Annotated in this window: 22 protein-coding genes; 20 read left to right on the top strand and 2 right to left on the bottom strand. The window is 27.1% G+C overall.

What is annotated here, in order from left to right:
- Window positions 1–11 precede the first annotated feature (11 nt).
- The 11 genes from KGF36_RS13375 to KGF36_RS13425 all read left to right on the top strand — a co-directional run bounded on the left by KGF36_RS13375 (window position 12) and on the right by KGF36_RS13425 (window position 10,829).
- Entirely contained in the window at window positions 12–641 is a 630-nt protein-coding gene (locus tag KGF36_RS13375; RefSeq protein ID WP_227829589.1) for a hypothetical protein, read from the top strand.
- Window positions 642–1,424 (top strand): ABC transporter permease, encoded by a 783-nt coding sequence (locus KGF36_RS13380; RefSeq protein WP_227829588.1) that lies wholly within the window; start codon window positions 642–644, stop codon window positions 1,422–1,424.
- The gene (locus KGF36_RS13385) at window positions 1,417–2,286 is read left to right on the top strand and encodes an ABC transporter ATP-binding protein (RefSeq protein ID WP_227829587.1); all 870 of its coding nucleotides are present in this window, start codon (window positions 1,417–1,419) and stop codon (window positions 2,284–2,286) included. The genes KGF36_RS13380 and KGF36_RS13385 overlap by 8 nt, the downstream gene beginning before the upstream one ends.
- A 31-nt stretch (window positions 2,287–2,317) precedes the next feature.
- Window positions 2,318–3,277 carry an ABC transporter substrate-binding protein gene (locus KGF36_RS13390; RefSeq protein WP_227829586.1) on the top strand — a complete coding sequence of 320 codons (960 nt, stop codon included), beginning with the start codon at window positions 2,318–2,320 and terminating at the stop codon, window positions 3,275–3,277.
- A gap of 160 nt (window positions 3,278–3,437) precedes the next feature.
- Window positions 3,438–4,130, top strand: coding sequence for a response regulator transcription factor (locus tag KGF36_RS13395; RefSeq protein ID WP_227829585.1), 693 nt, complete (start codon window positions 3,438–3,440; stop codon window positions 4,128–4,130).
- 9 nt (window positions 4,131–4,139) lie between these two features.
- Complete coding sequence (locus KGF36_RS13400; RefSeq protein WP_227829584.1) at window positions 4,140–5,132, top strand: sensor histidine kinase; 993 nt, start codon at window positions 4,140–4,142, stop codon at window positions 5,130–5,132.
- Window positions 5,133–5,398: 266 nt separating this feature from the next.
- Window positions 5,399–6,250, top strand: coding sequence for an undecaprenyl-diphosphate phosphatase (locus KGF36_RS13405; protein WP_227829583.1), 852 nt, complete (start codon window positions 5,399–5,401; stop codon window positions 6,248–6,250).
- 103 nt (window positions 6,251–6,353) lie between these two features.
- Entirely contained in the window at window positions 6,354–7,100 is a 747-nt protein-coding gene (locus tag KGF36_RS13410) for an ABC transporter ATP-binding protein (protein WP_227829582.1), read from the top strand.
- On the top strand, window positions 7,100–9,016 hold the full coding sequence (locus KGF36_RS13415) for an ABC transporter permease (RefSeq protein WP_227829581.1): 1,917 nt from the start codon (window positions 7,100–7,102) through the stop codon (window positions 9,014–9,016). The genes KGF36_RS13410 and KGF36_RS13415 overlap by 1 nt, the downstream gene beginning before the upstream one ends.
- A 143-nt stretch (window positions 9,017–9,159) precedes the next feature.
- Window positions 9,160–9,594, top strand: coding sequence for an N-acetyltransferase (locus KGF36_RS13420; protein ID WP_227829580.1), 435 nt, complete (start codon window positions 9,160–9,162; stop codon window positions 9,592–9,594).
- A 317-nt stretch (window positions 9,595–9,911) separates the two neighbouring features.
- A complete protein-coding gene (locus KGF36_RS13425; protein ID WP_227829579.1) occupies window positions 9,912–10,829 on the top strand; it encodes a putative RNA methyltransferase in 918 nt (305 codons plus the stop codon).
- Window positions 10,830–11,046: 217 nt separating this feature from the next.
- Here the strand turns inward: KGF36_RS13425 and KGF36_RS13430 are convergent, their stop codons facing one another.
- Window positions 11,047–11,826: a hypothetical protein gene (locus tag KGF36_RS13430; RefSeq protein ID WP_227829578.1), complete on the bottom strand. Its 780-nt coding sequence runs from the start codon at window positions 11,824–11,826 to the stop codon at window positions 11,047–11,049.
- Between the two features lie 295 nt (window positions 11,827–12,121).
- Between KGF36_RS13430 and KGF36_RS13435 the strand changes: the two genes are divergently transcribed.
- The 5 genes from KGF36_RS13435 (at window position 12,122) to KGF36_RS13455 (ending at window position 16,756) form a co-directional block, all read left to right on the top strand.
- On the top strand, window positions 12,122–12,667 hold the full coding sequence (locus tag KGF36_RS13435; protein ID WP_227829577.1) for a biotin transporter BioY: 546 nt from the start codon (window positions 12,122–12,124) through the stop codon (window positions 12,665–12,667).
- Window positions 12,668–12,686: 19 nt separating this feature from the next.
- The gene (locus KGF36_RS13440; RefSeq protein ID WP_227829576.1) at window positions 12,687–13,823 is read left to right on the top strand and encodes a thiolase family protein; all 1,137 of its coding nucleotides are present in this window, start codon (window positions 12,687–12,689) and stop codon (window positions 13,821–13,823) included.
- 3 nt (window positions 13,824–13,826) lie between these two features.
- Entirely contained in the window at window positions 13,827–15,218 is a 1,392-nt protein-coding gene (locus KGF36_RS13445; protein ID WP_227854796.1) for an AMP-binding protein, read from the top strand.
- Between the two features lie 69 nt (window positions 15,219–15,287).
- Complete coding sequence (gene dpsA / locus KGF36_RS13450; RefSeq protein WP_227829574.1) at window positions 15,288–16,163, top strand: dipicolinate synthase subunit DpsA; 876 nt, start codon at window positions 15,288–15,290, stop codon at window positions 16,161–16,163.
- Between the two features lie 2 nt (window positions 16,164–16,165).
- Window positions 16,166–16,756, top strand: a complete 591-nt coding sequence (locus KGF36_RS13455) for a dipicolinate synthase subunit B (protein ID WP_227829573.1) — start codon at window positions 16,166–16,168, stop codon at window positions 16,754–16,756.
- 131 nt (window positions 16,757–16,887) lie between these two features.
- Here KGF36_RS13455 and KGF36_RS13460 read toward each other — a convergent pair whose 3' ends face one another.
- Complete coding sequence (locus KGF36_RS13460; RefSeq protein ID WP_227829572.1) at window positions 16,888–17,076, bottom strand: hypothetical protein; 189 nt, start codon at window positions 17,074–17,076, stop codon at window positions 16,888–16,890.
- A 555-nt stretch (window positions 17,077–17,631) separates the two neighbouring features.
- On the opposite strand from KGF36_RS13460, the gene adhE reads away from it, so the two are divergent.
- The 4 genes from adhE to KGF36_RS13480 all read left to right on the top strand — a co-directional run bounded on the left by adhE (window position 17,632) and on the right by KGF36_RS13480 (window position 25,420).
- Window positions 17,632–20,235: a bifunctional acetaldehyde-CoA/alcohol dehydrogenase gene (adhE, locus tag KGF36_RS13465; RefSeq protein WP_227829634.1), complete on the top strand. Its 2,604-nt coding sequence runs from the start codon at window positions 17,632–17,634 to the stop codon at window positions 20,233–20,235.
- A gap of 270 nt (window positions 20,236–20,505) precedes the next feature.
- Window positions 20,506–22,725, top strand: coding sequence for an EAL domain-containing protein (locus KGF36_RS13470; RefSeq protein ID WP_227829571.1), 2,220 nt, complete (start codon window positions 20,506–20,508; stop codon window positions 22,723–22,725).
- A gap of 245 nt (window positions 22,726–22,970) precedes the next feature.
- Window positions 22,971–23,633 (top strand): B3/4 domain-containing protein, encoded by a 663-nt coding sequence (locus KGF36_RS13475; RefSeq protein ID WP_227829570.1) that lies wholly within the window; start codon window positions 22,971–22,973, stop codon window positions 23,631–23,633.
- A gap of 377 nt (window positions 23,634–24,010) precedes the next feature.
- Window positions 24,011–25,420: a L,D-transpeptidase family protein gene (locus KGF36_RS13480; protein ID WP_227854797.1), complete on the top strand. Its 1,410-nt coding sequence runs from the start codon at window positions 24,011–24,013 to the stop codon at window positions 25,418–25,420.
- Window positions 25,421–25,741: the final 321 nt, after the last annotated feature.

Consider the following 25,741-nt stretch of genomic DNA (forward strand, 5'->3'; position numbering starts at 1 on the left):
TAGGAGGAGCTATGAATAAATATCTTCTAATAAATCCAGTAGCAGAAAAAATGTATGGGGAAAAGTTTAATATTATCAAAGAAACTTTGATAAAAAAAGGGTACATAATGGTTGAATGTGAGGCGCAATTAGAATATGTAAAGAATCAGTACAAAGAATATGCAAAAAAAATTGAAAATACAATGTTAGATTGTAGATGTCCAGAAAGCATAAATCTTTTAAAAAGAAATAATTTGATAAGTGGCTTTGAAGTTCCTATGATAGAACCAATATTAGTAAGGACTTGTAGAGTCTTATATGAAAAATATATTAAAAGTGAAGAAGATATGTTAATAGTAACCTGTCCATGTACACAATTAAGAGATTTTGCAAGTGAAAAGTTTAAAGGCAAAGATAATGCTGTATTTTATACATGGAAGGAATTTGCTGAAAAAGAAGGTATAAAATCACTTGGAAAAATAGATGAATCTCCAATTCCATTAGGATATTTTAAGGATTCTTTTGAAAAAGTTCTTGAAGTATCAAGTGAAGATGAAATATTAAGTAAAATACAAGAAATTAAAAATGGCTCTGAGGATAAGTACGATATAGTAGAAATGTTTTATTGTAAAGATGGATGTAATAATGGAGATGGTTTGTAAATGGGCAATAAAATTAATGATAAACTTTTGAGGTTAATAAAAAGTGTTTTAATATTTTTTATAATTCTTGTATTGTGGAAAATTACAAATTATCTTAGTATTTGGAGTGAATATATACTACCACCACCTGAAAAAGTGTATAGTACATTTTTAAATATGATAAATGATGGTTCAATATTTATTAATGTATATGCAAGTATGAAAAGAGTTTTGATAGGGTTTGCAATAAGTACAATTATAGGTGTTCCTTTAGGTATATTCTTTGGAATTTATGGTAAAGTTTATGAGTACTTTAAATCATTGATAAATTTTTTGAGAAATACACCACCGCTTGCTCTAATACCAATGCTTATATTATGGTTTGGTATAGGTGAAGAATCAAAAATAATAATTATAATTTTGGCATCTTTTTTCCCAATCTTTACAAGTACATTAAAGGGGATTAAAAATTGTGATTCAAAGTTAATTGAAGTAGGCAGAGTATTTGAATTGTCAAAGCTTCAGATAATATTTAGAATAATTATTCCTAATGCAATTCTCGATATTGCAGTTGGTCTAAAGTTAGCACTTGGATATAGTTTTAGAGCAATTATAGGAGCTGAACTTGTAGCTGCTTCGTCAGGTCTTGGATATTTAATATCTGATGGAAAAGAAATGTCTAGAACAGATGTTGTTATTGTAGGAATAATTGTAATTGGACTTCTAGGAATAATTACAGACTATATATTTTCAATTATTGTAAAGAAGGTAAGCAAAGGAAAGATGGTGGAAGCATATGAGTAGTCTAGTATGTAATTCTGGGTATATAATCAGAAATCTATCTAAAAGTTATAAAGTTGATAATGAAGAACATGTAGTGCTTAGTGATATTTCTTTAAGTATAGATAAAAGTCATATAACTGTAATTTTAGGTGAAAGTGGATGTGGCAAAACTACTTTACTTAGGGCAATTGCATCACTTGAAGATGTAAATAGTGGTGAAATTAGGTTTGTAAAAGATAATAAAGAGTATAAACCTAATGTTGGCTTTGTATTTCAAGAAAGTAGGTTGATGCCATGGTTAAATGTAAGTGAAAATATAGCTTTTCACAATCAACGAAAAAACACTCTTTTAAATAAAATACTCAATAAGTTAAATCACTCAAAAAGTACCACTAATAAAGATAGAAATGATAATCTTATATATTTAAATGGCAAGGATGATTTAAGTAAATCAAACAAACAAGATAGTATTGATATAGAAAAATATCTTAAAATGATGAACTTACAGAAATTTAAAAATTCTTATCCAAATGAGCTTTCAGGAGGTATGGCACAGAGAGTAAGTATAGCTAGAGCACTTTCTTTTAATCCAGATATGTTGTTTATGGACGAGCCTTTTTCAGCACTAGATTATTTTACAAGGATTGATATGCAAAATGAAGTTATAAGAATACATAAATCAACCAATAAAGGTGTAATATTTGTAACTCATGATATTGATGAAGCATTAAAGATAGGCAAAAAAATAGTTGTTTTTACAAAGGAAAGAAAAATAGAAGAATTTAATATAGAGGATGATTATAATAGAGATTTAACTTCAAATTACTATATTAAATTAAAAAAAGATATTTTAATGACAATGAAATCAAATAAAAGCATTTAAAGAAATTAATAATATTTTAAGGAGTAAAAATATGAAATTAAAAAAACTATTGATAGGTATAACAATATTAACACTTACAACAGCGTCTTTAGCTGGATGTGCAAAAAAGAATGAGGGTGAAAATCTTTCAGAAATAAATTTAACTTATGTAAAATCACCACTAAATGTGCCTTCTATAATTCAAAAACAAGATGATTTATTTGGGAAAGAATTTAAAAAGGATAATATAGCAGTTAATTTTCATGAAATAACTACAGGACCGGAGCAAACACAGGCTTTAGCGGCTGGAGAGATAGATTTTTTACATGCATTAGGAGGGACATCAGCTTTAATAGCAGCATCTAATGGTGTAGATTTAAAAATATTAAACACTTATAGTAGATCACCAAAAGGATTTATGATTTTAACAAATAATGATTCAATAAAATCAGCAGCAGATTTAGTTGGCAAGAAGGTTGCTGGACCAAAAGGAACTATATTACATCAAGTATTAATTGCAGCACTTGATAAAGAAGGACTAAGTATGGATGATGTTGAGTTTGTTAATATGGGTATTCCAGAAGCATCAGCAGCTCTTTCTGATGGTAGTGTTGATGCTGCATTGATTGCTGGACCAGCAGCTCTTAAAGCCATGAAGTCTGGAAGTAAACTTGTAGCAAATGGTGAAGGTTTAGTAGATGGTATAATAGTAACTGCTGTTAGTACAGATTTTGCTGAAAAACATCCAGAGGTAGTTGAAAGATTTATGAAAGTTGAAAAAGAAACTTTAGAATATGTAGACAATAACTTTGATGAAGCTATGGAAAAGGTAGCAAAAGAAGTTGATTTAAGCGTTGAAGAAACTAAAGAGTTATATGCTTGGTATGATTTTAGTTTAGATATAACAGACAAAGATATATCTTCTCTTGAAGAGACACAAGACTTCTTAATAAAAAATGGATTACAAGAGAAAAAAGTAGACATAAAAGAATTAATATATAATGCTAAATAGTAGAGTTAATAGTGCTAAAAGTTTAAGTTACCTTATTTAAGGTAACTTTTTCTATTCTATTGATAAAAATATATGCTAATGGTATGTTTATATATGGAGCAATATGAGAATGTAATATTAACATAGGGTAAATAAGAAAATTAAAATATGGAGGAATTATATGAGTCATAAAATATATATTGTAGAAGATGATATATCAATAAGTACATTACTTAAAGATTATATAGAGAAATATGGATTTGAAGTAATGGTTGAAGAAAACTTTGATAATATAATTACTACATTTGCAAATTTCAAGCCAGACTTAGTGCTTTTAGATGTAAATTTACCAAAGTTTGATGGATTCTATTGGTGTAGATGTATTAGACAACAATCAAATATTCCTATAATTTTTGTATCAGCTAGAGATAGTAATTTAGACCAGATTAGAGCTTTAGAAAGTGGAGCTGATGACTATATAACAAAGCCTTTTTATTATGATGTAGTAATGGCAAAGATAAAAAGTCATATAAGAAGGGTATATGGTGAATATTCGCCTAAAATAGATGAGAGAATATTAGAACTAGATGGACTAAAGTTTTATCCAGAAAGATTAGAGCTAGAGTTAGAGGATAAGACCTTGATTATCACTAAAAAAGAAGGAATATTACTTGAGTGTCTTATAAAAAAATACCCTAAAGTAGTAAGTAGAGATTATCTATTAGAAAAGATATGGGATGATATTGAGTTTGTAGAAGAAAATACTCTAAATGTAAATGTTAGTAGAATAAGAAAAAGATTTGAGGAGTTAGGTATAAATGATGCTGTTCAAACTGTACGAGGAGTAGGATATAAGTTAAATAAAAATTGGTAAGGAGAGAATATGAAATTATTATTTAAAGATTGTAAAGGCTATATTTTTATATATTATTTAGGAATATCTATGACAATTATTTATTGTAGTCTTATGAAATTTATCAGTGTAGAAGAAGCTTTATATATCTTATTGTTTAGTACTTTTATCTTATTGTTTTTTTTGATATATAAATATTATAAAAATAGAGAAGTATATAATCTCTTTAAAAAAGGTATAAACTCTTTAGATGAATCCTTTTTATATTTAGGGAGCTCTTTTTTTGGAGAAAACATATCAGTTATTTTAAAACAACAACATAGATTATATCAATCAATGATTCAGGAACATAAAAAAATACATAGTGAACATTTAACTTTTATCAACCAATGGATTCATCAAATGAAGACTCCAATATCAGTTATAAGTCTTCAACTTCAGGAATATGAAGGTGAAGAAGTTACTGAAAATATAAAAAAGGAGATAGATAGAGTTAATAAAGGTTTAAACATGGCTATGTATTTCGCAAGAGTGGATGAATTTCAGAAAGATTTTGTGGTTGAAAAAGCTAATTTGAATGATATTATAGTAGATACTATAAATGATGAAAAGAGATTATTTATAAAGAATGGGATAATTCCTAAAATAGATATAGATAAATCTATTTATATTTATACAGATATAAAATGGATGAAATTTATAATAAATCAGTTAATTACAAATGGAGTTAAATATTCTAAAGATTATAGTAAAGATTTGATTATAAAATCTGAAGAAAATAATAAGTCTATAATTTTAAGTATAATAGACAAAGGTGTTGGAATTGTATCTAAAGATATAAAAAGAGTATTTGACCCATTTTTTACAGGAGAAAATGGACGTAAATTTGGAGAATCTACAGGTATGGGACTCTATCTAGTAAAAAAAGTATGTGACAACTTAGGTCATAAGGTCAATATAAAATCAGAAGTAGGAAAAGGAACCGAAGTTTCAATAATATTTAGTAAAGATAATATAAACTAATAAGAGACTATTTTAAGATGGATTAACATTGTATTTATAATTTAAATGTCTTGTTAAAATTAATGTGTATATATTTTTTAATAAGATTTATAATTATACAATCTAATTTTAAGATAGTTTATTTTTTGCAAATATTACATAGATGTAATGTTTGTGTAATGTTTGTAGATAGTGAAATTTTCTAATGTCAATTAAAATTAATATAAGAAATGACATAAGAAAAGAAATTTTAAGAAGATTATATAGTAAAGAAAGGGTGTTTATCAATGAGTTTGGATATTATTTTTATATTAAAATCAATCATAATAGCTATAGTAGAGGGACTTACAGAATTTATTCCAGTGTCATCTACAGGTCATATGATTTTGGTGGGAAGCTTAATAGATTTTAAAGGTCAATTTGCTGAGATGTTTGAAGTTGTAATACAACTTGGAGCTATACTAGCAGTAGTAGTACTTTACTGGAAAAAAATAAAGGATAGTGTTATAGAGTTTTTTAAATTCATATTTACTGGAGGTAAGGAAGGAAAAACTGGATTTAAATTTGGAATAAATGTTATTGTAGGTTGTATACCATTTGGGATTGTGGGAGTTATATTTTATGATAACATAAAAGCATTGTTTAACTTACAATCTGTAATTATAGGGTTCATAGTTGGGGGTATTTTATTATTAGTAATAGAAACTCTATTTAGAAAAAAGAAGCACTCAACAGATAATATAGATAAAATCACTCCAGTGCAAGCTTTAAAAATCGGTGTATTACAAGTTTTATCTGCGTGGCCAGGAATGTCAAGAAGTGCATCTACTATTATGGGTGGATGGATAGCAGGGCTTAATTCTCCTACAGCAGCAGAATTTTCATTTTTCTTAGCTATACCAGCAATGGTAGCTTCTTCAGGACTAGATTTATTTGAATTTGATTATTCAATAATGACACCAACTTTGTGGATTGCTTTAATTGTTGGATTTATAGTAGCATTTCTTGTGTCTATAGTAGTGATGGAAAAGTTCGTAAATTTTCTAAAGAAAAAACCAATGAGAGTATTTGCTATATATAGAATAGTGGCAGGTATAGTACTTGCTATATTAGCTTTTACCAATATAATTAGTATATAAACTAAAATAAATTCAGTATTTATATAAAATTTCTTTAATTAATATGAGTAGTATTTAATATATACTTCATGTCATTTTATAAATTAGAAAGGAGTTATAAATAATGAAAACCTTAATTGTGAGTAATTTGAGCAAAGTATATGGTAAAAAAATGATTTTTAATGCATTAAACAATATAAGTTTTAGTATAGAGGACGGAGAATTTGTAGGAATTATGGGACCATCTGGAAGTGGCAAGACTACTCTTTTAAATATGATTTCTACTATTGATAAAGCAACTACAGGAAAAATAGAATTAAAAGGTAAAAATCCATTATCATTAAAAGGTGAAGAACTTGCCTTATTTAGAAGAAGAGAGTTGGGGTTTGTATTTCAAGATTTTAATTTATTAGATACTTTAACTATTGGTGAAAATATAGTATTGCCATTGACATTAGATAAGGTAAGTGTAAAAGAACAAGATGAAAAGCTAAATGAAGTATCTAAAATTTTAGGTATAGAAGATTTATTAAATAAAAGGACTTTTGAAGTGTCTGGTGGCCAAGCTCAGAGGACTGCTATTGCTAGGGCATTAATCAATAAACCATCAATACTTTTAGCAGATGAGCCAACAGGTAATTTAGATTCAAAATCATCAAAGACTGTAATGGAGCTATTTCAAAAGATAAATAAAGAGAATAAAGTTACTACTATGATGGTAACTCATGACCCATTAGCAGCAAGCTATTGTAATCGTATTTTATTTATAAAGGATGGAGCTATATACAATGAAATATATAAGGAAAATAGTAGAGAGCAATTTTATCAAGAAATAATGGATGTGCTTACATTATTGGGAGGAGATAATTAATGAACATAAAACAATTTGCCATTAATAATATTTCAAGAAATATTAAAGCATATCTAGGATATTTAGCAAGTATTGTTATATCCTCTTCACTACTTTTTTCTTTTATTATGTTTACAAGTCATCCAGGCTTAGATATAGCTCAATTTCCTGACTATTTAAAAGAAGGTCTTAAGATGAGTAAAATAATTGCATATTTATTTTTATTCTTCTTTGTGTTTTATTCAGTGAGTGTTTTTCTTAAGAGTAGATATAAAGAGTTTGGAATACTCTATATTACAGGGATATCAAAACGACAAGTAATGAAATTGGTTCTTATAGAAAATATAGTAATAAATATAGTATCTTCTGTAATTGGGATAATAGTAGGTTTAATTTTTTCAAAGATATTTTTAGTAACTATGTCTACTTTTTTAGAATTATCACCACTAGAATTTTATATACCATTAAATGCAATATTTTCCACTTTAATTTATTTTATGGTTTTAGCTATATTAACATCTATATTTACTTCTTTTATAATTAAGGAAAATCAAGTATTGAAGTTACTTAAAGGTACAAAAACTCCAAAACCAGAGCCTAAAACATCACTAATACTTGCTATATTAAGTATTTGCCTGTTTATAATAGCGTATTATAGTGCTGTTACATCAACTGACCAATATACAACATATTTACGCTTAGTTCCAGTTACATCTCTGACGATAGTAGCAACTTATTTATTCTTTTCTCAATTTAGTGTGTACTTTATAAAAAAATTGAAGATGAAGAAAAGTTTTTATAGAAGTAATACAAATATGCTTTGGATTTCAAATTTAATTTATAAGGTAAAAGATAATGCTAGGATATTCTTTTTGATAACTATAACTTCTGCAGTGGCATTCACTGCTATAGGTACTGTTTACTCATTTTGGAAAGATGTAAAACGTCAAATTAATTTAATATATCCTAGCACAATATATTATTCAACAATGACTTTGCATAATGACACTAATAAACCTGACAGTAAAGAGAAAGATAAGGAAAGAATGAGTTTTATAGAAAATAAGTTGAAAAAAGAAGGTATAGATTATGCAAGAGTTAATGGTGAGTTTAAAACTGTATTTCCTAAGAAAAGTGATTTTAATGTGAGAATAATGAAAGAATCAAAGTACCTAGAAATTACAAAGACTATAGGAGTTAAGCCTATAAGTTTTGAAGATAATGAATCTATATCATTGTTTTCATCAAGTTTACCTGGAGATAAGAAAGTCAAAGAAAATGTCATTATAGGGAATAGAAGTTTAAAGGTGGCAAAACAAGTTGAAGAATGTGTTATGCCAGCGTATTATAAAAATATGTATGTGGTAAAAGATAATTTTTATGATAGTATAAAATCAAAGTTTATAATAGATAGATTTTCAACATTTGAGGTAGAAGATTCAAGTAAAACTATAGATATATGTAGACAATTTGAAGATAAATTTGATAATGAGTCTAGAATGCAACCATATTTGTTCTTCTCTAAAGAATTAATGATAGAAACTGGTAAACTAACATATTCTACATTTATGTTTTTAGCAGTATTTATAGGTTTAATTTTCTTTGTTACTACAAGTAGTTTCTTATATAATAAGTTTTATATGGATTGTCAAATTGACAAGAAAAAGTATGAACAGTTAAATAAATTGGGGATGACATATAAGGAGATTAAAAGAGCTTCAAGCATTGAGATTGGAATTGTGTTTTTGTTACCTTATGTAGTAGCTGTTGTACATTCGGTATTTGCACTTACTGCACTCAAGAACTCTTTTGATATAGAGGTTGCATCATCTGCAGTTTTGGTAATGGGAAGCTTGTTTATAGTTCAAATAGTGTACTTCTTACTTATAAGAAATAATTATTTAAAAGAGATAAGATTAAATTTAGTCAATTTTTAATTAGATATATTAGTAAACTGTATTTATATAAAATAGATATTACTGGAGTTATATTAACTTATAATCCAGTAATATTTATGAGTAAAATAGACAGTATAGGATTTAAGAATAACTCAATATAATAATGAGATGAGGTAAAATTTATGATAAGAAAATCAAATAACAAAGATATAGAAAAAATAATGGAAATCTGGGAAGAAAGTACAATCAAAGCACATGATTTTATAAATAAAGATTATTGGAAAAATAGCTACAATATTGTTAAAAACGAATATATGCCTATATCTGAAACTTTTGTATATGATGATGGAGAAGAAATAAAAGGATTTATAAGTATTATAGATAATGAATTTATAGGAGCTTTGTTTATAAGTACAAATTATCAAAGTCTAGGAATAGGAAGCAAACTTTTAGATTATGTAATTAAAGAGTATAAAAATCTAAGCTTAGCAGTATATAAAGATAATAAAAAAGCAGTTGTATTTTACAATAAAAAAGGTTTTAATATAGTAAAAGAACAAGTAAATGAAGATTCAGGGTTTAAAGAATATCTAATGGAATATAGTAAACAGCTTTAGTATATTCATATTAGAATAGCGATTAAAATGTTTACTATCTAGATAGATATATTTTTATAATGGTGAGACTTAAAATCCTGAATCATATATGCTTGTAACCTAGTATATATTACAAAATATATAATTATGGGAGGATAAAATAATGAATAAAAGAGCATTTATGCATTATATTAGAATAAGAGGATAGCGCACAAATTGTGGCTATTTTACAAAAACTTATAACATGATTTTATATAAGATATAGAAACATACCTTATATAAGTAGCCATAATTTCGTGCTATTTAAATTAAATAGTAAATTTGAGGAGATTATGGAGATGAAACAAAATATAAGTAATGAAGGTAAAAAGATTGTTGGAAAATTAAAAAGGATAGAAATTGCTAAATTACTACTTAATGAAAATATAGATGTATTCAAATGTCCACTTTGTAAAGAAGATATGATTACAATTGATAAAAATAGCATGGGATGTATAAATAATCATTGCTTTGATATATCCAAAAAGGGATATGTTAACTTATTAAATAGTAATACTAAAACTATTTATGATAAAGAACTATTTGAATCAAGACATGAAATATATAATTCTAAAGCATATGATAATTTAACAGAAGAAATAAAGTCTGCAATTCATAACTACACTTTAGATAAAAATATTAACTATATTTTAGATGCTGGATGTGGAGAAGGATATTTCTTAAATAAATTATATGAAGATAAAAATATTAATAATATATGTAAATTAATTGGAATTGACATAGCTAAAGAAGGTATTTCTATAGCTACAAGAGGAGAGAATGAAATTATATGGTGTATTTCAGATTTGTCAAATCTACCATTTAAAGATAATAAGTTTGATGTAATATTAAATATACTTTCTCCTGCAAATTATAAGGAATTTACAAGGGTTTTAAATGATGATGGAATAATAGTAAAGATTGTCCCAGAATTAAATTATTTAAAAGAAATAAGGACAAATATACAGGGAAATATAAAGAATAATGATTATGACAATAAAAACATTGTAGCTGTATTTAAAAAACATCTAAGTGTAGTTTATGAAAATAGAATCAATTATAAAACTGATGTCAGTGTATTAAATTTAATGAATTTGGTTAAAATGACTCCTTTAACATCAACATTAGATGAAGAAGAAATTTTAAAGTTGATAAAGTCAGGGATATCTAATATAACAATTGATTTAAGAGTTATGGTTGGTACACTAAAGAAATAGAAAATAGAATTTGTCCAAACTTAATAAAAATTATATTACTAAAAATTGCTATGAAACTAGTTTAATAATATTTAATTTCATAGCAATTTTAATTACCATTAAAGTGTCTATATAAAAATTATTTATGTTATATTTCCAAATATGTCCCCAAAAATTTCTATAATAATATTTAATAACAGAGTATTATTATTTGAAATTATTTTAAAAATATAAGATATTAAAGTTTAAAGTATTCTTTTTGAGATGAATTTATTTTAGAGCCACAATTGTTACAGCAATAAGACGTTGAAACATATCCAAATTCTTCAGTATTCTCATTAAACTCCATTTTTTTCTTTGCAATAATTCCTACTTTAATTAAACTAGAACCACAATTATCACAGTTTTGAATTTTACATATACTATACAATTTGTCATTAGTTACATTTTCTATTGATTTATCACAATTACAACATTTAATAGAAGTAATCTCATTAGATACTTCAACAGGTTCGGCATCTTGAAAAGAAAATTTATATGTTATATCATTTGATACTCTGTAACCTGTATCAAAAATATTAGTATTACAGTTTGGACACATGTATTTTGGAATATATACATCTTTCTTTCCAAAAGTATCTTTCTCAGTATTGTGATTTAAATCATCTAAAGAGGCGTTTTCACCTATGGTATCTTCTTTATTTAAGTTTAAAAGATAATTATAAATCTTTTTATCTTCATTTTGTTTTGCTGTGTCTAAAAAATGACTCATTATATTTGGATAGTCTTTATTTTTTGATGGCATATTTAAATCTATATAATTATTTTCAATTGCAAAAGATAGTATATTGTAATAATTATATTTTACTGCAAAAAATAATAACATTTCATCAAAAATTTTATCTACTATTTTGTCAGAAATACTTATCCAAAAATCTGGGGATTCTAAATAAACTTTCTTACTAAGCTCATCTAGTTCTTTATCTATGTTGTTTAATTGATTTTCATTAGTTTTCATATTGTCACTTCCTTGTTAATTTATTATATGAAATAAAATCTCATATAAAATATATCATATTATAATTTACAAGTATAGGGCAAATAGATTTGTTTATAAGTAAAATTTTATAAATAACCATTAAAACATAAAGGATTAGAAGCAAGTTTACTTATAAATTAAATGTAAACCTAAAATTGTATTGAAGTTGACAAAAAACTGTCTTTCTTTTATACTAAAACAAAGCCTTAATAGAGGGTTTATTATATGTACATATAAACTAAATTGAATAAGACATATGAAGGGAATTATAAAAATGAAAAATAATAGAGTAAATATTCAAGATTTAACTAAAATGTCAATATGTGTAGCATTATTATGTATATCATCCTATATATATATACCATTACCATTTACACCAGCAGGAGTAACAGCACAAACAATAATGATAAATCTAATAGCTTTAATATTAACTCCAAGACAAGCATTTAGTACAGTTGGTGTATACATAATGATAGGTTTAATTGGAATCCCTGTATTTGGTGGAGGTGCATCTGGAATTGGCAAATTACTAAGCCCAACAGGTGGTTTTTATTTTGGATTTTTATTTGCATCACTAATTATTAGCTTATTAAAAGGTAAAAATAATGATATTAAAAGATATATACCAATAACAATTTTTGTTGGTATGCCTATTATATATTTTATGGGAACAGTATTTATGTGTTACTTTAATCAAATGACAGTAGAAGCAGCCCTTTTTGCAGCAGTGGTACCATTTTTAATTGGAGATACGATAAAAGCAATTATTGCATCTTTTTTAGGTGTTAAATTAAATAACGTACTTAAAAGAAATCTATGATGAAGAGAGGATATAATGTATGGAAGATGTTTTTATATTAGGAGGATTAAGAAGTCATATAGGTTTAAAAAATGGAATTTTTCAATGTGTTCAACCAGAATTACTAGGAGCAAAGGTTTTAAAACATCTAATTGAAAAGTATGAGATTGATAAGATTGATGAGATTATATGTGGAAATGCAGTTGGTACAGGAGGTAATATCGCAAGATTAATGACTTTAACAGCGGGAATAGAAAGTGAAGTTCCTGCTTTTACTGTAGATATGCAATGTGCTTCTGCTATGATGAGTTTAGATATAGCATTTTCAAAGATTAAATCTGGGCAATGTGATTTAATTATTGCAGGAGGTTTTGAGAGTAGCTCTCTACAACCAATGCGTACATATCATAAAAATGATAAAAGATATAATATCAATAATCCAAGCTATGCAGTTGCTCAATTTTCTCCAGATGATAATAGTGAGAATAGTATGCTCGAAGGTGCAGAAAGAGTGGCAAAGTTATATAAAATTGAGAAAGAAGAATTAGATTATTGGGTAAAAGAAAGTCATAGAAGAGCAAAAAACACAAGAGAAGAAGAATTTCTTGAAGATATTATATCTCCTATAGATAGCAATACATATGATGAAGGTATACGTGATAAAATGAGCCAAAGATTATTAGATAGGATACCTTCGATTTTAGGAAAGGGAAGTATTACAAATGCAGCAAATGCATGTCTTATTAATGATGGAGCTTCATTTCTTATACTGTGTTCTAAAAGATATTTAGAGACTACAAAAAAGAATCCAAAAGCTAAAGTTATTAACTCTTGTACAATAGGAACAGAGCCACATTTAAGCCCAACATCTGCTATGAAAGCTATGGAGAGGATTTTAGAGATAGAAAAGCTTAACTATATGGACATATCTGCGATTGAATTTAATGAAGCATTTGCAGTTATAGATGTTTTATTTCAAAGAAAATATCCAGCATTAATAGATAGGTATAATATATTTGGAGGGGCTTTAGCATATGGTCATCCATATGGTGCTTCTGGTGCAATTATTGCGTTACATCTTTTAAAAGCACTTGAAAAAACTAATGGAAGGTATGGAATTTGCTCTATAGCAGCTGCTGGGGGATTAGGCTCTGCTTTATTGATTGAAAGGGTGTAGATTATGAATTACTATGAACTTTTGAAAGTAAAAAGAAACAGCTATAAAGATAAAGATTTTTTGATTATAGATGGAGAAAAGTATACTTATGACAGTATATTAAGAGATAGTGAGGAGATTGGGAGACAAATTTCTATAGGTGAAAATATTCCTGTTTTAATTTATTCTAAAAATATAAAGTTCCAATTAGTAAGTTTTTTAGGTGTTAACTATTCAAATAATGTGCCTATCATTTGTCATTATAATCTTTCTAAAAGAGTATTAAGTGATATTTTAATAAAGAATAATATTTCAGTTGTTATATCTGATGAGAATATAGATATAAATGATTTATCTAATGGTAGTTGCAATAGGATATTAAAGATAACTAATTCTTCTACAGACCATCACAGTATAAATGTATATCAATATAATAATATCTTAGACTATTTAGATAAAGAAATTTGTATGGGAGCTTTATCTTCAGGCTCTACAAATGTCCCAAAAGTATTATATAGAACATATGAAAGCTGGGCTGGATTTTTTCCTATACAAAATGAAGTTTTCCATATTTATGAGGACTCTGTTTTGTTTATCAATGGAACACTTAGTTTTACAGGAAATCTAAATTCTATAATGTCAGTACTCTATGAAGGTGGTAGTATTGTAATAAGTTCAGGTTTAAATTATAAAACATGGATAAATGCAATAAAACAATACAATATAACTAACATATATCTTATACCTACAAAACTTCAGTTATTGGTTAAATATTTAAGTGAGACAATAGTTAAAGTTAGAAGTGTTTTTACAGGTTCTCAATTGTTGTTTGAGGATGCAGCAAGAAAAATAAAAAAATATATGCCAGACTCTGAAATAATTTTATATTATGGAGCAAGTGAATTAAACTACATTACATATTTGTGTTATGATGAATTGATTGAGAAACCATTAAGTATAGGTAAGCCATTTCCAAAAATAGATGTATATATTAAGAACAGAATAATTTTTGTAAATACCGAATATGCAGTATATAATGCATCAGAGCCTTATTCTGTCAATGACATTGGATATTTTGATGATGATGGATATTTGATATTTGAAGGAAGAAGTGATGATGTTGTAAATATTGGTGGATTTAAAGTTAGTTCTACTAAAGTTGAAAATGTAGTCAAAAGAATTCCTCAAATTGAAGATGCAGTTGCATTACCTTATTTAGATACTATAAAGGGAAGTCAAATTGCATTATTTGTAACAACCATAGATAAAATTACAAAGAAGGATTTATTGACTAAGATTAGAAATTATTTAATTAGAAATGAAATTCCAAGAAAAATTATTTTTTTAGATTCATTACCATATACATCTTCTGAAAAGATAGATAGATTAGCATTATTAGCAATGTTAGAAGTATAATATTTAATAATTTTAGTGAACCAATATATTGATAAAAACATATTGTATATAGTAAAGGAGGCTTACAATATGTCAAATCAATACGATATAACTGTTATAGGCGGAGACCTGCGACAAGTGTACATGGTAAAAAAACTAATTAATAAAGGATATTCTGTAGTTGTATATGGAATAGCAAATGAAATTGTAAATGGAATCGCTGGAAAAGCAACTTCACTAGCTGAAGCACTATCCAAAAGTTCCATTATTTTATGTCCAATTCCATTTACAAAAAATCAATTTAGTATTGAAAATACTGATGGTTGTCTTGATGCTACTATTGATAACTTGTTAATTAACTTATCTCCTAATCAAATACTATTTGGAGGCAACATACCAACTAAAGTTTACAAATTTTGTGAGCAACACTCTATTCAGGTTTATGATTTTATGAAGATGAATGATGTTGCTATTTTAAATGCAGTTGCTACAGCTGAAGGAGCCATATCAGAAGCGATTAAAAGAAGTATAATCAATATGCACCAAAGTAACTGTCTAGTACTAGGCTTCGGAAGATGTGCACAAATACTTGCTAAAAAATTATATGCTTTAGATGCAAATGTATGTGTTGGAGCAAGAAATAATGATGCAAGGAGTACGGCTAATGCATTTGGGTATTCTAGTATTTCTTTAAATCAACGAGATGAAAATCTTTCAAAGTTTGATTATATTTTTAATACCATACCAGAATGTATTTTAACGAAAGAGAAATTAGAAAAAGTATCACGAGAAGTAACTATTATAGATATAGCTTCTTCTCCTGGTGGATTAGATTATTCTGCTACACAAAATTTAGGTATTAATGCAAATCTTTGTCTTGGGCTTCCTGGTAAATACTCACCAAAGACATCTGGTGAAATTCTTGTTAACGCTATAGAAAATATTATAAATGAAAGAAGGGATTAGAGATGAAACTTGAAGGACTTACAATTGGAGTAGGATTTACTGGTTCGTTTTGTACTTATGATAAAATATTTATAGAGTTAGAGAATTTGGTAAAAGCAGGAGCAAATGTGCACACGATATTTTCAGATGTATCACAAAATATAGATTGTAGATTTGGAAATTCTGAAGAATTTATGAAAAAAGCATATGAACTGACAGGAAATAAACCTATTGTTACAATTGAAGAAGCAGAACCATTTGGACCTAAAGGAATTGCTGATATTATAATAATAGCCCCTTGTACTGGCAATACTGCCGCTAAGTTAGCAAATGGTATTACGGACTCTCCAGTATTGATGGCAGCAAAGGGTCATCTTCGCAATGATAAACCACTTGTAATCTCAATATCAACTAATGATGCTCTAAGTTTTAATTTCAAAAATATTGGTATTCTTCTTAACTCTAAAAATATATATTTTGTACCTTTTGGTCAAGATAATTGTAATACAAAGCCTAATTCTATGATTGCACATACAGAGTTAATAATTCCAACTATAGAGCTTGCTCTTGATAATAAACAGTTACAACCTGTTATAAAAAGTCCACATCAATAGATTAGTGATGTAATATGATATATGTGTATGATTAGTAATATTAACAAAGTCCAGCAATCTTATTTGCTGGACTTTAACTTGTAATATATTAAAATTATTTACTTAAACTAATTTATAAATTGGAATTTATATTACTTTGCATTTTTAAATATCAAACTTGTTGTACTTGATACAAAACAAGCAGACATAATTAAAATAAATACTGAAAGCCCTCTAATAAACAAATTATCTACATAATAAGTTACTACACCAATACCACAAATGGCTGAAATTGTACTCATAACTAAAGATAAAATGCTAATTATTTTTAATTTTTTCATCCTTAATTCCTCCTATAAATTTTAAGTTTATCTATACGATATTAAATATATTTTATTTCACAGTATATAAAAATTATCAGTGTATATATCTTTAATTATAGTATATATTATATCTGTTTGTATATCTCAGAGTATTTAATTTAATTTGATCTTTAAGCCTTTGTTTTCTTCTTAAAGTATTTTTTTCTTTATAACTTTTATACAATACCATCCTTGAAAAAAGAATCTTTTAATTTTTTCATTAAAAAAATAAAAACATAAGTGTTAAAAAAATAACGTTATCCTTAAGCATTGAGATGAATTTGTTTATAACTTATATAAAAAATAAAGTGATATATAGTTAATTTAGATATTTGTAAAGAATAATAGTATTAATATGAATAATATAAGACTAAATAAAAAATAAAATGTTAAAAAAATAACTTGAAAATGTAAAAACAACGTGTTATACTGTTAATAAATTAACATAAAAAGAAGATTATACTATTCTAGGAGGGCATTGAAATGGCTAATAAAGAACAAGTTATAATAGAAAATAAAAGGGGAGAAGAAGCTATGGTAGATAATTCAGGTGTTGTAAATAATGTTGAAAATCTAGTTAAAAAATTAGCAAAAATTAGAGAAGCTCAAAAAATCTTTGCTACATACACTCAAGAACAGGTAGATAAGATTTTTTTAGCAGCATCTTTAGCAGCTAATAAGCAAAGAGTTCCTCTAGCTATAATGGCACAAAAAGAAACTGGTATGGGAATTGCCGAGGATAAAGTTATAAAGAATCACTATGCATCAGAGTATATATACAATGCATATAAAGAAACTAAAACTTGTGGTGTTATAGAGAGAGATGAAGCCTTTGGCCTGACTAAAATAGCTGAGCCAATAGGAGTTGTTGCAGCAGTTATACCTACAACTAATCCAACTTCTACTGCTATATTTAAATCACTTTTAGCTCTAAAAACTAGAAATGGAATAATATTTTCTCCACATCCAAGAGCAAAAAATTCTACTATAGAGGCGGCAAAGGTAGTTCTTGAAGCTGCTGTTTTGGCTGGAGCTCCTGAAGGTATAATTGGATGGATTGATGAGCCATCTTTGGAATTAACTACGACTGTTATGAAGGAAGTTGACTTAACTCTTGCTACAGGAGGCCCTGGAATGGTTAAATCAGCATATTCATCTGGAAAACCAGCTATTGGAGTTGGTGCAGGTAATACGCCAGCAATAATTGATGGCAGTGCAGATATAAAAACTGCTGTAAATTCAATTCTTGTATCTAAGACATTCGATAATGGTATGATATGTGCTTCTGAACAATCAGTTATAGTATTAGAAAATATATATAATGAAGTTAAAAAAGAATTTAAAGAGCGTGGTGCTTACTTATTAAATAAAGAAGAAACAGAAAAATTAAGAAGTGTAATTTTAGTAAATGGAGGATTAAACTCTAAAATCGTTGGCCAAACAGCTTGTACAATAGCAACACTAGCAGGTTTTGAAGTTCCAGTTGATGCTAAAGTTTTAATAGGTGAAGTTGAATCAGTTGAAATAGAAGAAGCTTTTGCTCATGAGAAACTTTCACCAGTACTTGCAATGTATAAAGCAAACAACTTTGATGATGCAGTTAGTAAAGCAGAAAAATTAGTAGAAGATGGAGGGTTTGGTCATACATCTTCATTATATATTGACGATGTAAATCAGAGAGAAAAGCTTGATAAATTTACTAAAGCTATGAAAACTTGTAGAATTTTAATTAATACTCCTTCTTCTCAAGGTGGTATAGGTGATTTATATAATTTTAAACTAGCTCCTTCTCTTACTCTAGGATGTGGTTCTTGGGGTGGAAATTCAGTATCTGAAAATGTAGGAGTTAAGCACTTACTTAATATTAAGACAGTAGCTGAGAGGAGAGAAAATATGCTTTGGTTTAGAGCACCAGAAAAAGTTTATTTTAAAAAAGGTTGTTTAGGAGTGGCGTTAAAAGAACTTAAAGATGTAATGGATAAAAAGAGAGCTTTTATTGTAACAGATACATTCCTTTACAATAATGGATATACTAAAACAGTTACTGACTTATTAGATGAAATGAACATCAAGCATACTACTTTCTTTGAAGTTGAACCAGACCCAACTTTAGAATGTGCTAAGATAGGTGCTAAAGCTATGAGAGAGTTCAATCCAGATGTAATAATATCTATAGGTGGAGGAAGTGCAATGGATGCAGGTAAGATAATGTGGACATTATATGAGCATCCAGAAGTAGATTTCCAAGACCTAGCAATGAGATTTATGGATATAAGAAAAAGAGTGTATACTTTCCCTAAAATGGGTGAAAAAGCTAGTTTTGTAGCTATACCAACATCAGCAGGTACTGGTTCAGAAGTAACTCCATTTGCAGTTATAACTGACCAAGATACAGGGGTGAAATATCCATTAGCAGATTATGAGTTGATGCCAAATATGGCTATAGTTGATGCTGATATGATGATGAATATGCCAAAAGGATTAACTTCTGCTTCTGGTATTGATGCTTTAACTCATGCACTAGAAGCATATGTATCTATGCTTGCAACTGACTATACAAATGGTCTAGCTTTACAAGCCATTAAGAGCATATTTGAATATCTTCCACGTGCATACGATAATGGAGCAAAAGACTCAGAAGCAAGAGAAAAAATGGCAAATGCTTCTACAATGGCGGGAATGGCTTTTGCAAATGCATTTTTAGGTGTTTGTCACTCTATGGCTCACAAGTTAGGTGCTTTCCATCATGTACCACATGGTGTTGCAAATGCTCTTTTAATAACAGGTGTTATGAAATTTAATTCTTCTAATGCACCAAAGAAAATGGGAGCTTTCTCTCAATATAAGTATCCAGAGGCATTAAAGAGATACGCTGAAATAGCTTCATTCTTAGGATTAAAAGGAAATTCTGATGAAGAAAAATTCCAAAGTTTATTGATAGCTATTGAAGATTTAAAGAGTAAAGTTGGTATTCCTAAAACTATAAAAGAATTTGGGGTTGAGGAATCTAAATTTATAGATTCACTAGATGAAATGGTGATTCAAGCATTTGATGACCAATGTACAGGTGCGAATCCAAGATATCCTCTTATGAATGAAATAAAAGAAATGTATCTAAATTCATATTATGGAAAATAAATTTACTACAAAACTTACTATAAAATAAATAAACTAAAACCCTATATACATGAGATATATAATCTCATGTATATAGGGTTTTTTATTTGAAAAAATATAAATAGTTTTAAAACTTTAATTCAAAATTTAATTAAAGAATGTTATTATAATAATTAGAATGAATCTATATGTAATATTTAGATATATTTGTATGTAAGATAAGTAATAAATTTGTATTAAAAAAGATATAAATAGGGATATAAAGTGTTGACTAATTAAGGGAGGGGTAAGATGACTAAAAGAAATAAAAGTGTTACATTAATTATAATTCTCTTATTGGCATCATTATTTCTGATATTAGGATATCTATATATAGAAGATACAAGAAATCTTCTTATATCAGAGGCAGAAGTACATATAAAAGAAGTTGCAATACAAGGTTCTCAATTAGCACAAAGACAAATTGAAAAAGATTTAGATATTTTAAATATTTTTTCAAGTTATTATACTTCAAATCCAAACATGTCTAATGAAGAAAAAATAAAAAAGCTTTTAGATGAAATGGAAAACCAAAAATTTTATACTATGGCAATTGTTGATATAAATGGGAATGCAGAAAATACTAAGGGTAATAAGTTTTCTGTTAAAGATAGAGAATTCTTTAAAAATTCAATTAATGGCAAAGAGTATGTTTCAAGTCCATATGTTGATGAAGTAAATAAGTCTGTAAAAAAGATTGCTATCTCAGTACCAATATTAAATAATGATAAAGTAGTTGGAGTTTTATATTGTACTTATGATGTCAATACTCTAATGAAACTTATAAATGTATCTTTTTATGAAAATAATAGTATATCTTATGTTGTAAAAAATAATGGGACAGTTATACTTCATCCTCAACAAGATAGATTGTCAAAGAATATTTATGAATTATTAAAACAGGATAATGACATTGAAGATGTAAATCAATTAAAAAAACAATTAGAAAAAAATAAAATAGGTGCAGCAATTTTAAATATGTCAGGAGAAAGACGATACCTAGGATATGCTACTATGGATAATGGGAAGAGCAAAGATAATTATATAAATGATTGGAACTTGATTTTTTCAATTCCAGAAAGTGTTATATTTCGTAATTCTGAGCAAATTATTAAGAGAGCTGTATATGCAGTGTTATTGATTATATTTGTGTTTATTGCAATTATTTTCTATATAATGTACATAAAAAAATCTAATGAAAAAGAAATATTGAGGTTAGCATATGAAGATAGAGTTACACATATAGGAAATCAAAATAAATTTTATAGAGAATGTAGTAAGTGTCTTTTAAATAAACCATCTTTAAATTATATTATAGTATATTTTGATATTGATAATTTTAAAATGATTAATGATACTTTTGGATATGAATTTGGTGATAATCTATTAATTACTATAGCAAGAGCTTTAAAAGAGGAATTAACAGAAGGTGAAATATATGCACGCCTTTCAAGTGATTATTTTGCTATTTTCTGTGAATATAAAAATGGAAGAAATAAAATTATAAAAAAACTTGATAGTATACGAAATAATATTGAAAATAATCTAAATACAGTATTTGAAATTTCTCTTTGTGTGGGTATTTACTTCGTAGAAGAAGGAGAAGTAGATGCTCAAAAGGCTGTAAATAAAGCTAATATGGCGAGGTCTGTTGCCAAAGGTAAAAATATAAACTATGCTATTTATAACGAAGATGTTAGAAATAAGCTTAGTGAGGAATCTATAATTTTAGATGATATAAAGACAGCATTAGTAAAGAATCAATTTGAAGTTTATTATCAACCTAAGTTTTCACTTGTAAATGGTGATATGATAGGAAGTGAAGCACTGATAAGATGGAATCATCCTGAACATGGTTTTATAAGTCCAGCTATATTTATTCCAATAGCAGAAAAAAGTCAATTGATTTTAAAAATAGGTAGATTTGTATTTGAAAGAGTCTGTATCGATTTATCTAAATGGGAAAAACAAGGTAAAAAATTAGTACCAGTTTCAGTAAATTTATCTAGAGTTGAGCTATATCAACCAGATATTGTAAAATTTATCAATATGACTATCCAAACATATAACATACATTCAAATTTAATTGAATTGGAGATAACAGAAACTGTAGCTATTAATGAATTAAATATATTAAAGAGTGTTTTAAATGAATTAAGAAAGTATGGATTTTCAATTTCTATGGATGATTTTGGGACAGGTTATTCTTCTATTAGTTGTCTAAGGGACATGCCAATTGATGTATTAAAATTAGATAAGTCTTTCCTTAATGGTATTGAAAATGATGAGAAAAGTCGTAATATAGCAAAGTCTATAGTATCTCTAGCAAAATCATTAGATTTAGTTGTAATTATAGAAGGTGTTGAGAGTAAGAAACAGGCTGAATTAATGAAACAATTTGGATGTGATCTAGTTCAGGGATTTTATTTTGCAAGACCAATGCCAGTTCAAAATTTTATGGAATTACTCTAAAAATAAAATTTAATTTTTTATATAAAACACTATTATATATGCTTGTATTTAATAAATGCTTGCTAGATAATTAGTGTTTTTTATTTTGTAATATTCATATATGAAGAAAGTAATTATCTTTTACAAAAATCTGTTAAAAATAAATTATTTTAAATATAAATATGTTATTAACAAAAGAATAGTACTATAATGTATAGATGATAAAAAACTTAACTAAAAATTTAATGTATAGGAGTTGTTTGAGTATGATAGATATAAGCATTGATAAAAAACTTAAGGACAAGTGGCCTGATGCAAAGTTAGGATGTATCCAAGCAAAAGTAGTAGTAAATAAAAGCTCAGAAAAGTTAATAAATGGGATAAATGAGTTTTGTAATATTTTAAATCAAAAGCTAGAAATTGAAGATATTACGAAATTGGATAAGATTAAAGATGCAAGAGATGCATATAAAGAACTTGGTAAAAATCCAAGTAGATATAGAACATCTTCAGAAGCATTAGTTAGAAGAATTGTTCAGGGGAAGGGTCTATATACAATAAATAATATAGTTGAAATAAATAATTTAATATCTATAAAATCACTATATCCAGTTGGTACATATAATATAGGTAAATTACATTCACCAATATGTTTTACTGTAGGTGATGAAGGCGAGCAGTATAAAGGTATTGGAAAAGAGTTGATAAATATAGAAAATCTACCTATACTATCTGATTCATTAGGTAAATTTGGAAGTCCAACCAGTGATTCTGAGAGAGCTATGATAACAACAGATGTAAATGAAATACTAATTTGTATATTTTCATTTAGTCCAGAATCAGATATTGAAGAGTATTTTGGATACGCTAAGGATTTACTTAAAGAATACGCAGATGGGAAGGACATAGAAACTAAAATAATTAAATAATAATTATATAAAATGTATATAACAACGTTATGTTAAGTTGGATACTAATATATAAGAATAAATCAAAAAAGGAAACTAACAATATATTAGTTTCTTTTTTTGAAAATAGTAGTTTAATGTCACAAAAATAGACAGATAGCCACACTGAAACTTAAAAGTATGGTAATATATTATGTAGCAGAGGTTATGTTTAAGGGATTTTGAAAGGAGGTATTAACAATAAGCATTTTATCTAAAAGATAAAGTAGTATCATGTAAATAACTCTATCTTCAAAAATATAAATTAATAATATAATAGTTTGGGTATATAGAAGAAATAAGGTTTTTTAAAAACTAGTAAAGTACATAGGTAATTATAATGAAGAAAGGATTTAGTTATGATTGAAGGAAAAGAAGCAAAACAAGAAAGTGGGCAAAAAAATCTAAAAGTTAAGATAGCTATAGTAGTAGGTGTTTTGATTGTAGCTTATATAGGGATGGCAATCTTTTTTAGAAATCATTTTTACTTTGGTACTACTATTAATGGTGTGAAAGCATCAGGAAAGACAGTTGAACAAGTAAATGATTTATTAACATCAAGTACTAATTCTTATACTTTAAGTCTAGAGGAAAGAAACAATAAAAAAGAACAAATAAAATCAAAAGATATAGACTTAAAGTTTACACCAGATGATAAGGTTCAAAAAATAAAAGATAACCAAAGTGCATTTGGGTGGATTGGTGGAATATTTAAATCTAAAGAGTATAATAATATGGTAACTCTTTCATATGATAAAGATTTACTAGAAAAAAGGTTTAATGCTTTATCTTGTTTTGATAGTAAAAATGTTGTAGAGCCTAAGAGTGCATACCCTAAGTATGATAGCAGTAAAAATGCTTATGCTATAGTACCAGAGGTACTTGGAAACAAAGTAAAAAAAGATGATTTTTATAAACTAGTACAAAAATCAATTAATTCTGGTGTTACTTCTGTTTCTTTAGAGGAAAGTAAAATATATGAAGCTCCAAACAATACAAAGGATTCAGAAAAGTTAAAAGAAGCTATTAAGACATTAGATAAATATGTCAGTGTAGTTGTTACATATGATTTTAGTGACCGTAAGGAAACTTTAGACGGTTCTGAGATTAATAAATGGTTAAAAGTAGATTCAGAAAAAAATTATGACATAACTTTCGATAATGATGCGATGGTAGAGTATACAAGAGGATTAAGCAAAAAATATAGTACTTTTGGAGATTCAAGACCATTTAAAACTGCAACTGGTAAAGAGATTACTATTTCAGGTGGAATTTATGGATGGTTGATAGATAAAAAGAAAGAAGCTGAAGCTTTAGTTGATGTTGTAAAAGCTGGGAAAAATGTTACAAGAGAACCTATCTACATACAAAAAGCTGTATCTCGTAATAAAGATGATATTGGTAATACCTATGTTGAGATTAGTCTTTCTGGCCAACACATGTGGTTCTTTAAAAATGGAGAAATGCTTGTATCAACAGATGTTGTAACAGGAAGTTTAGCTAGGGGATTTGCTACACCATCAGGTATATATCCTCTTAACTATAAAGCTAGAAATGTTTCTTTAACTGGTCAAGGCTATAGTTCACCTGTAAGTTATTGGCTTCCATTTAATGGAAATATAGGAATTCATGATGCTACTTGGAGAAGTTCTTTTGGTGGAGGTATATATAGATCTTCAGGTTCACATGGATGTGTAAATACACCTTTTTCTAAGGCAAAGAAAATATATGAAAATATAGAACCAGGTACACCAATTATTTTATACTAGTAAATGTACTGTTTATAACGATTAAGTGAAGTCATCTTAGTTTTTTTTAGATGGCTTCTTTTTTATATAGAAAGGAATGTATATAATGAATGAAAAATTAATTAAAATTTTAGATGAAGCAAAGAAAGATTCAGAGTTTAACCTATAATGGCGAAATTCCTCTTCCTCGCCATAGGAGGTGGAAGATGTAAGCCTAACCGATAGGTTATTTATTTTACTTGATTTTCAAAAAAATGTATTGTACTATAAAATCAGTAGTAAAAACTGAAAGGAAGTAATTACAATGAAATTAGATAGTAATAATCATTCAGTATTTTTGTT

The sequence above is a fragment of the Clostridioides sp. ZZV14-6009 genome (genome assembly GCF_020658095.1).
GTDB lineage: Bacteria > Bacillota > Clostridia > Peptostreptococcales > Peptostreptococcaceae > Clostridioides.

Excerpts from the sequence above, each read along its gene's own strand:
- KGF36_RS13375 (WP_227829589.1), top strand. The coding sequence starts at position 12 with ATGAATAAATATCTTCTAATAAATCCAGTAGCAGAAAAAATGTATGGG.
- KGF36_RS13380 (WP_227829588.1), top strand. The coding sequence starts at position 642 with ATGGGCAATAAAATTAATGATAAACTTTTGAGGTTAATAAAAAGTGTT.
- KGF36_RS13385 (WP_227829587.1), top strand. The coding sequence starts at position 1,417 with ATGAGTAGTCTAGTATGTAATTCTGGGTATATAATCAGAAATCTATCT.
- KGF36_RS13390 (WP_227829586.1), top strand. The coding sequence starts at position 2,318 with ATGAAATTAAAAAAACTATTGATAGGTATAACAATATTAACACTTACA.
- KGF36_RS13395 (WP_227829585.1), top strand. The coding sequence starts at position 3,438 with ATGAGTCATAAAATATATATTGTAGAAGATGATATATCAATAAGTACA.
- KGF36_RS13400 (WP_227829584.1), top strand. The coding sequence starts at position 4,140 with ATGAAATTATTATTTAAAGATTGTAAAGGCTATATTTTTATATATTAT.
- KGF36_RS13405 (WP_227829583.1), top strand. The coding sequence starts at position 5,399 with ATGAGTTTGGATATTATTTTTATATTAAAATCAATCATAATAGCTATA.
- KGF36_RS13410 (WP_227829582.1), top strand. The coding sequence starts at position 6,354 with ATGAAAACCTTAATTGTGAGTAATTTGAGCAAAGTATATGGTAAAAAA.
- KGF36_RS13415 (WP_227829581.1), top strand. The coding sequence starts at position 7,100 with ATGAACATAAAACAATTTGCCATTAATAATATTTCAAGAAATATTAAA.
- KGF36_RS13420 (WP_227829580.1), top strand. The coding sequence starts at position 9,160 with ATGATAAGAAAATCAAATAACAAAGATATAGAAAAAATAATGGAAATC.
- KGF36_RS13425 (WP_227829579.1), top strand. The coding sequence starts at position 9,912 with ATGAAACAAAATATAAGTAATGAAGGTAAAAAGATTGTTGGAAAATTA.
- KGF36_RS13430 (WP_227829578.1), bottom strand. The coding sequence starts at position 11,826 with ATGAAAACTAATGAAAATCAATTAAACAACATAGATAAAGAACTAGAT.
- KGF36_RS13435 (WP_227829577.1), top strand. The coding sequence starts at position 12,122 with ATGAAAAATAATAGAGTAAATATTCAAGATTTAACTAAAATGTCAATA.
- KGF36_RS13440 (WP_227829576.1), top strand. The coding sequence starts at position 12,687 with ATGGAAGATGTTTTTATATTAGGAGGATTAAGAAGTCATATAGGTTTA.
- KGF36_RS13445 (WP_227854796.1), top strand. The coding sequence starts at position 13,827 with ATGAATTACTATGAACTTTTGAAAGTAAAAAGAAACAGCTATAAAGAT.
- dpsA (WP_227829574.1), top strand. The coding sequence starts at position 15,288 with ATGTCAAATCAATACGATATAACTGTTATAGGCGGAGACCTGCGACAA.
- KGF36_RS13455 (WP_227829573.1), top strand. The coding sequence starts at position 16,166 with ATGAAACTTGAAGGACTTACAATTGGAGTAGGATTTACTGGTTCGTTT.
- KGF36_RS13460 (WP_227829572.1), bottom strand. The coding sequence starts at position 17,076 with ATGAAAAAATTAAAAATAATTAGCATTTTATCTTTAGTTATGAGTACA.
- adhE (WP_227829634.1), top strand. The coding sequence starts at position 17,632 with ATGGTAGATAATTCAGGTGTTGTAAATAATGTTGAAAATCTAGTTAAA.
- KGF36_RS13470 (WP_227829571.1), top strand. The coding sequence starts at position 20,506 with ATGACTAAAAGAAATAAAAGTGTTACATTAATTATAATTCTCTTATTG.
- KGF36_RS13475 (WP_227829570.1), top strand. The coding sequence starts at position 22,971 with ATGATAGATATAAGCATTGATAAAAAACTTAAGGACAAGTGGCCTGAT.
- KGF36_RS13480 (WP_227854797.1), top strand. The coding sequence starts at position 24,011 with ATGATTGAAGGAAAAGAAGCAAAACAAGAAAGTGGGCAAAAAAATCTA.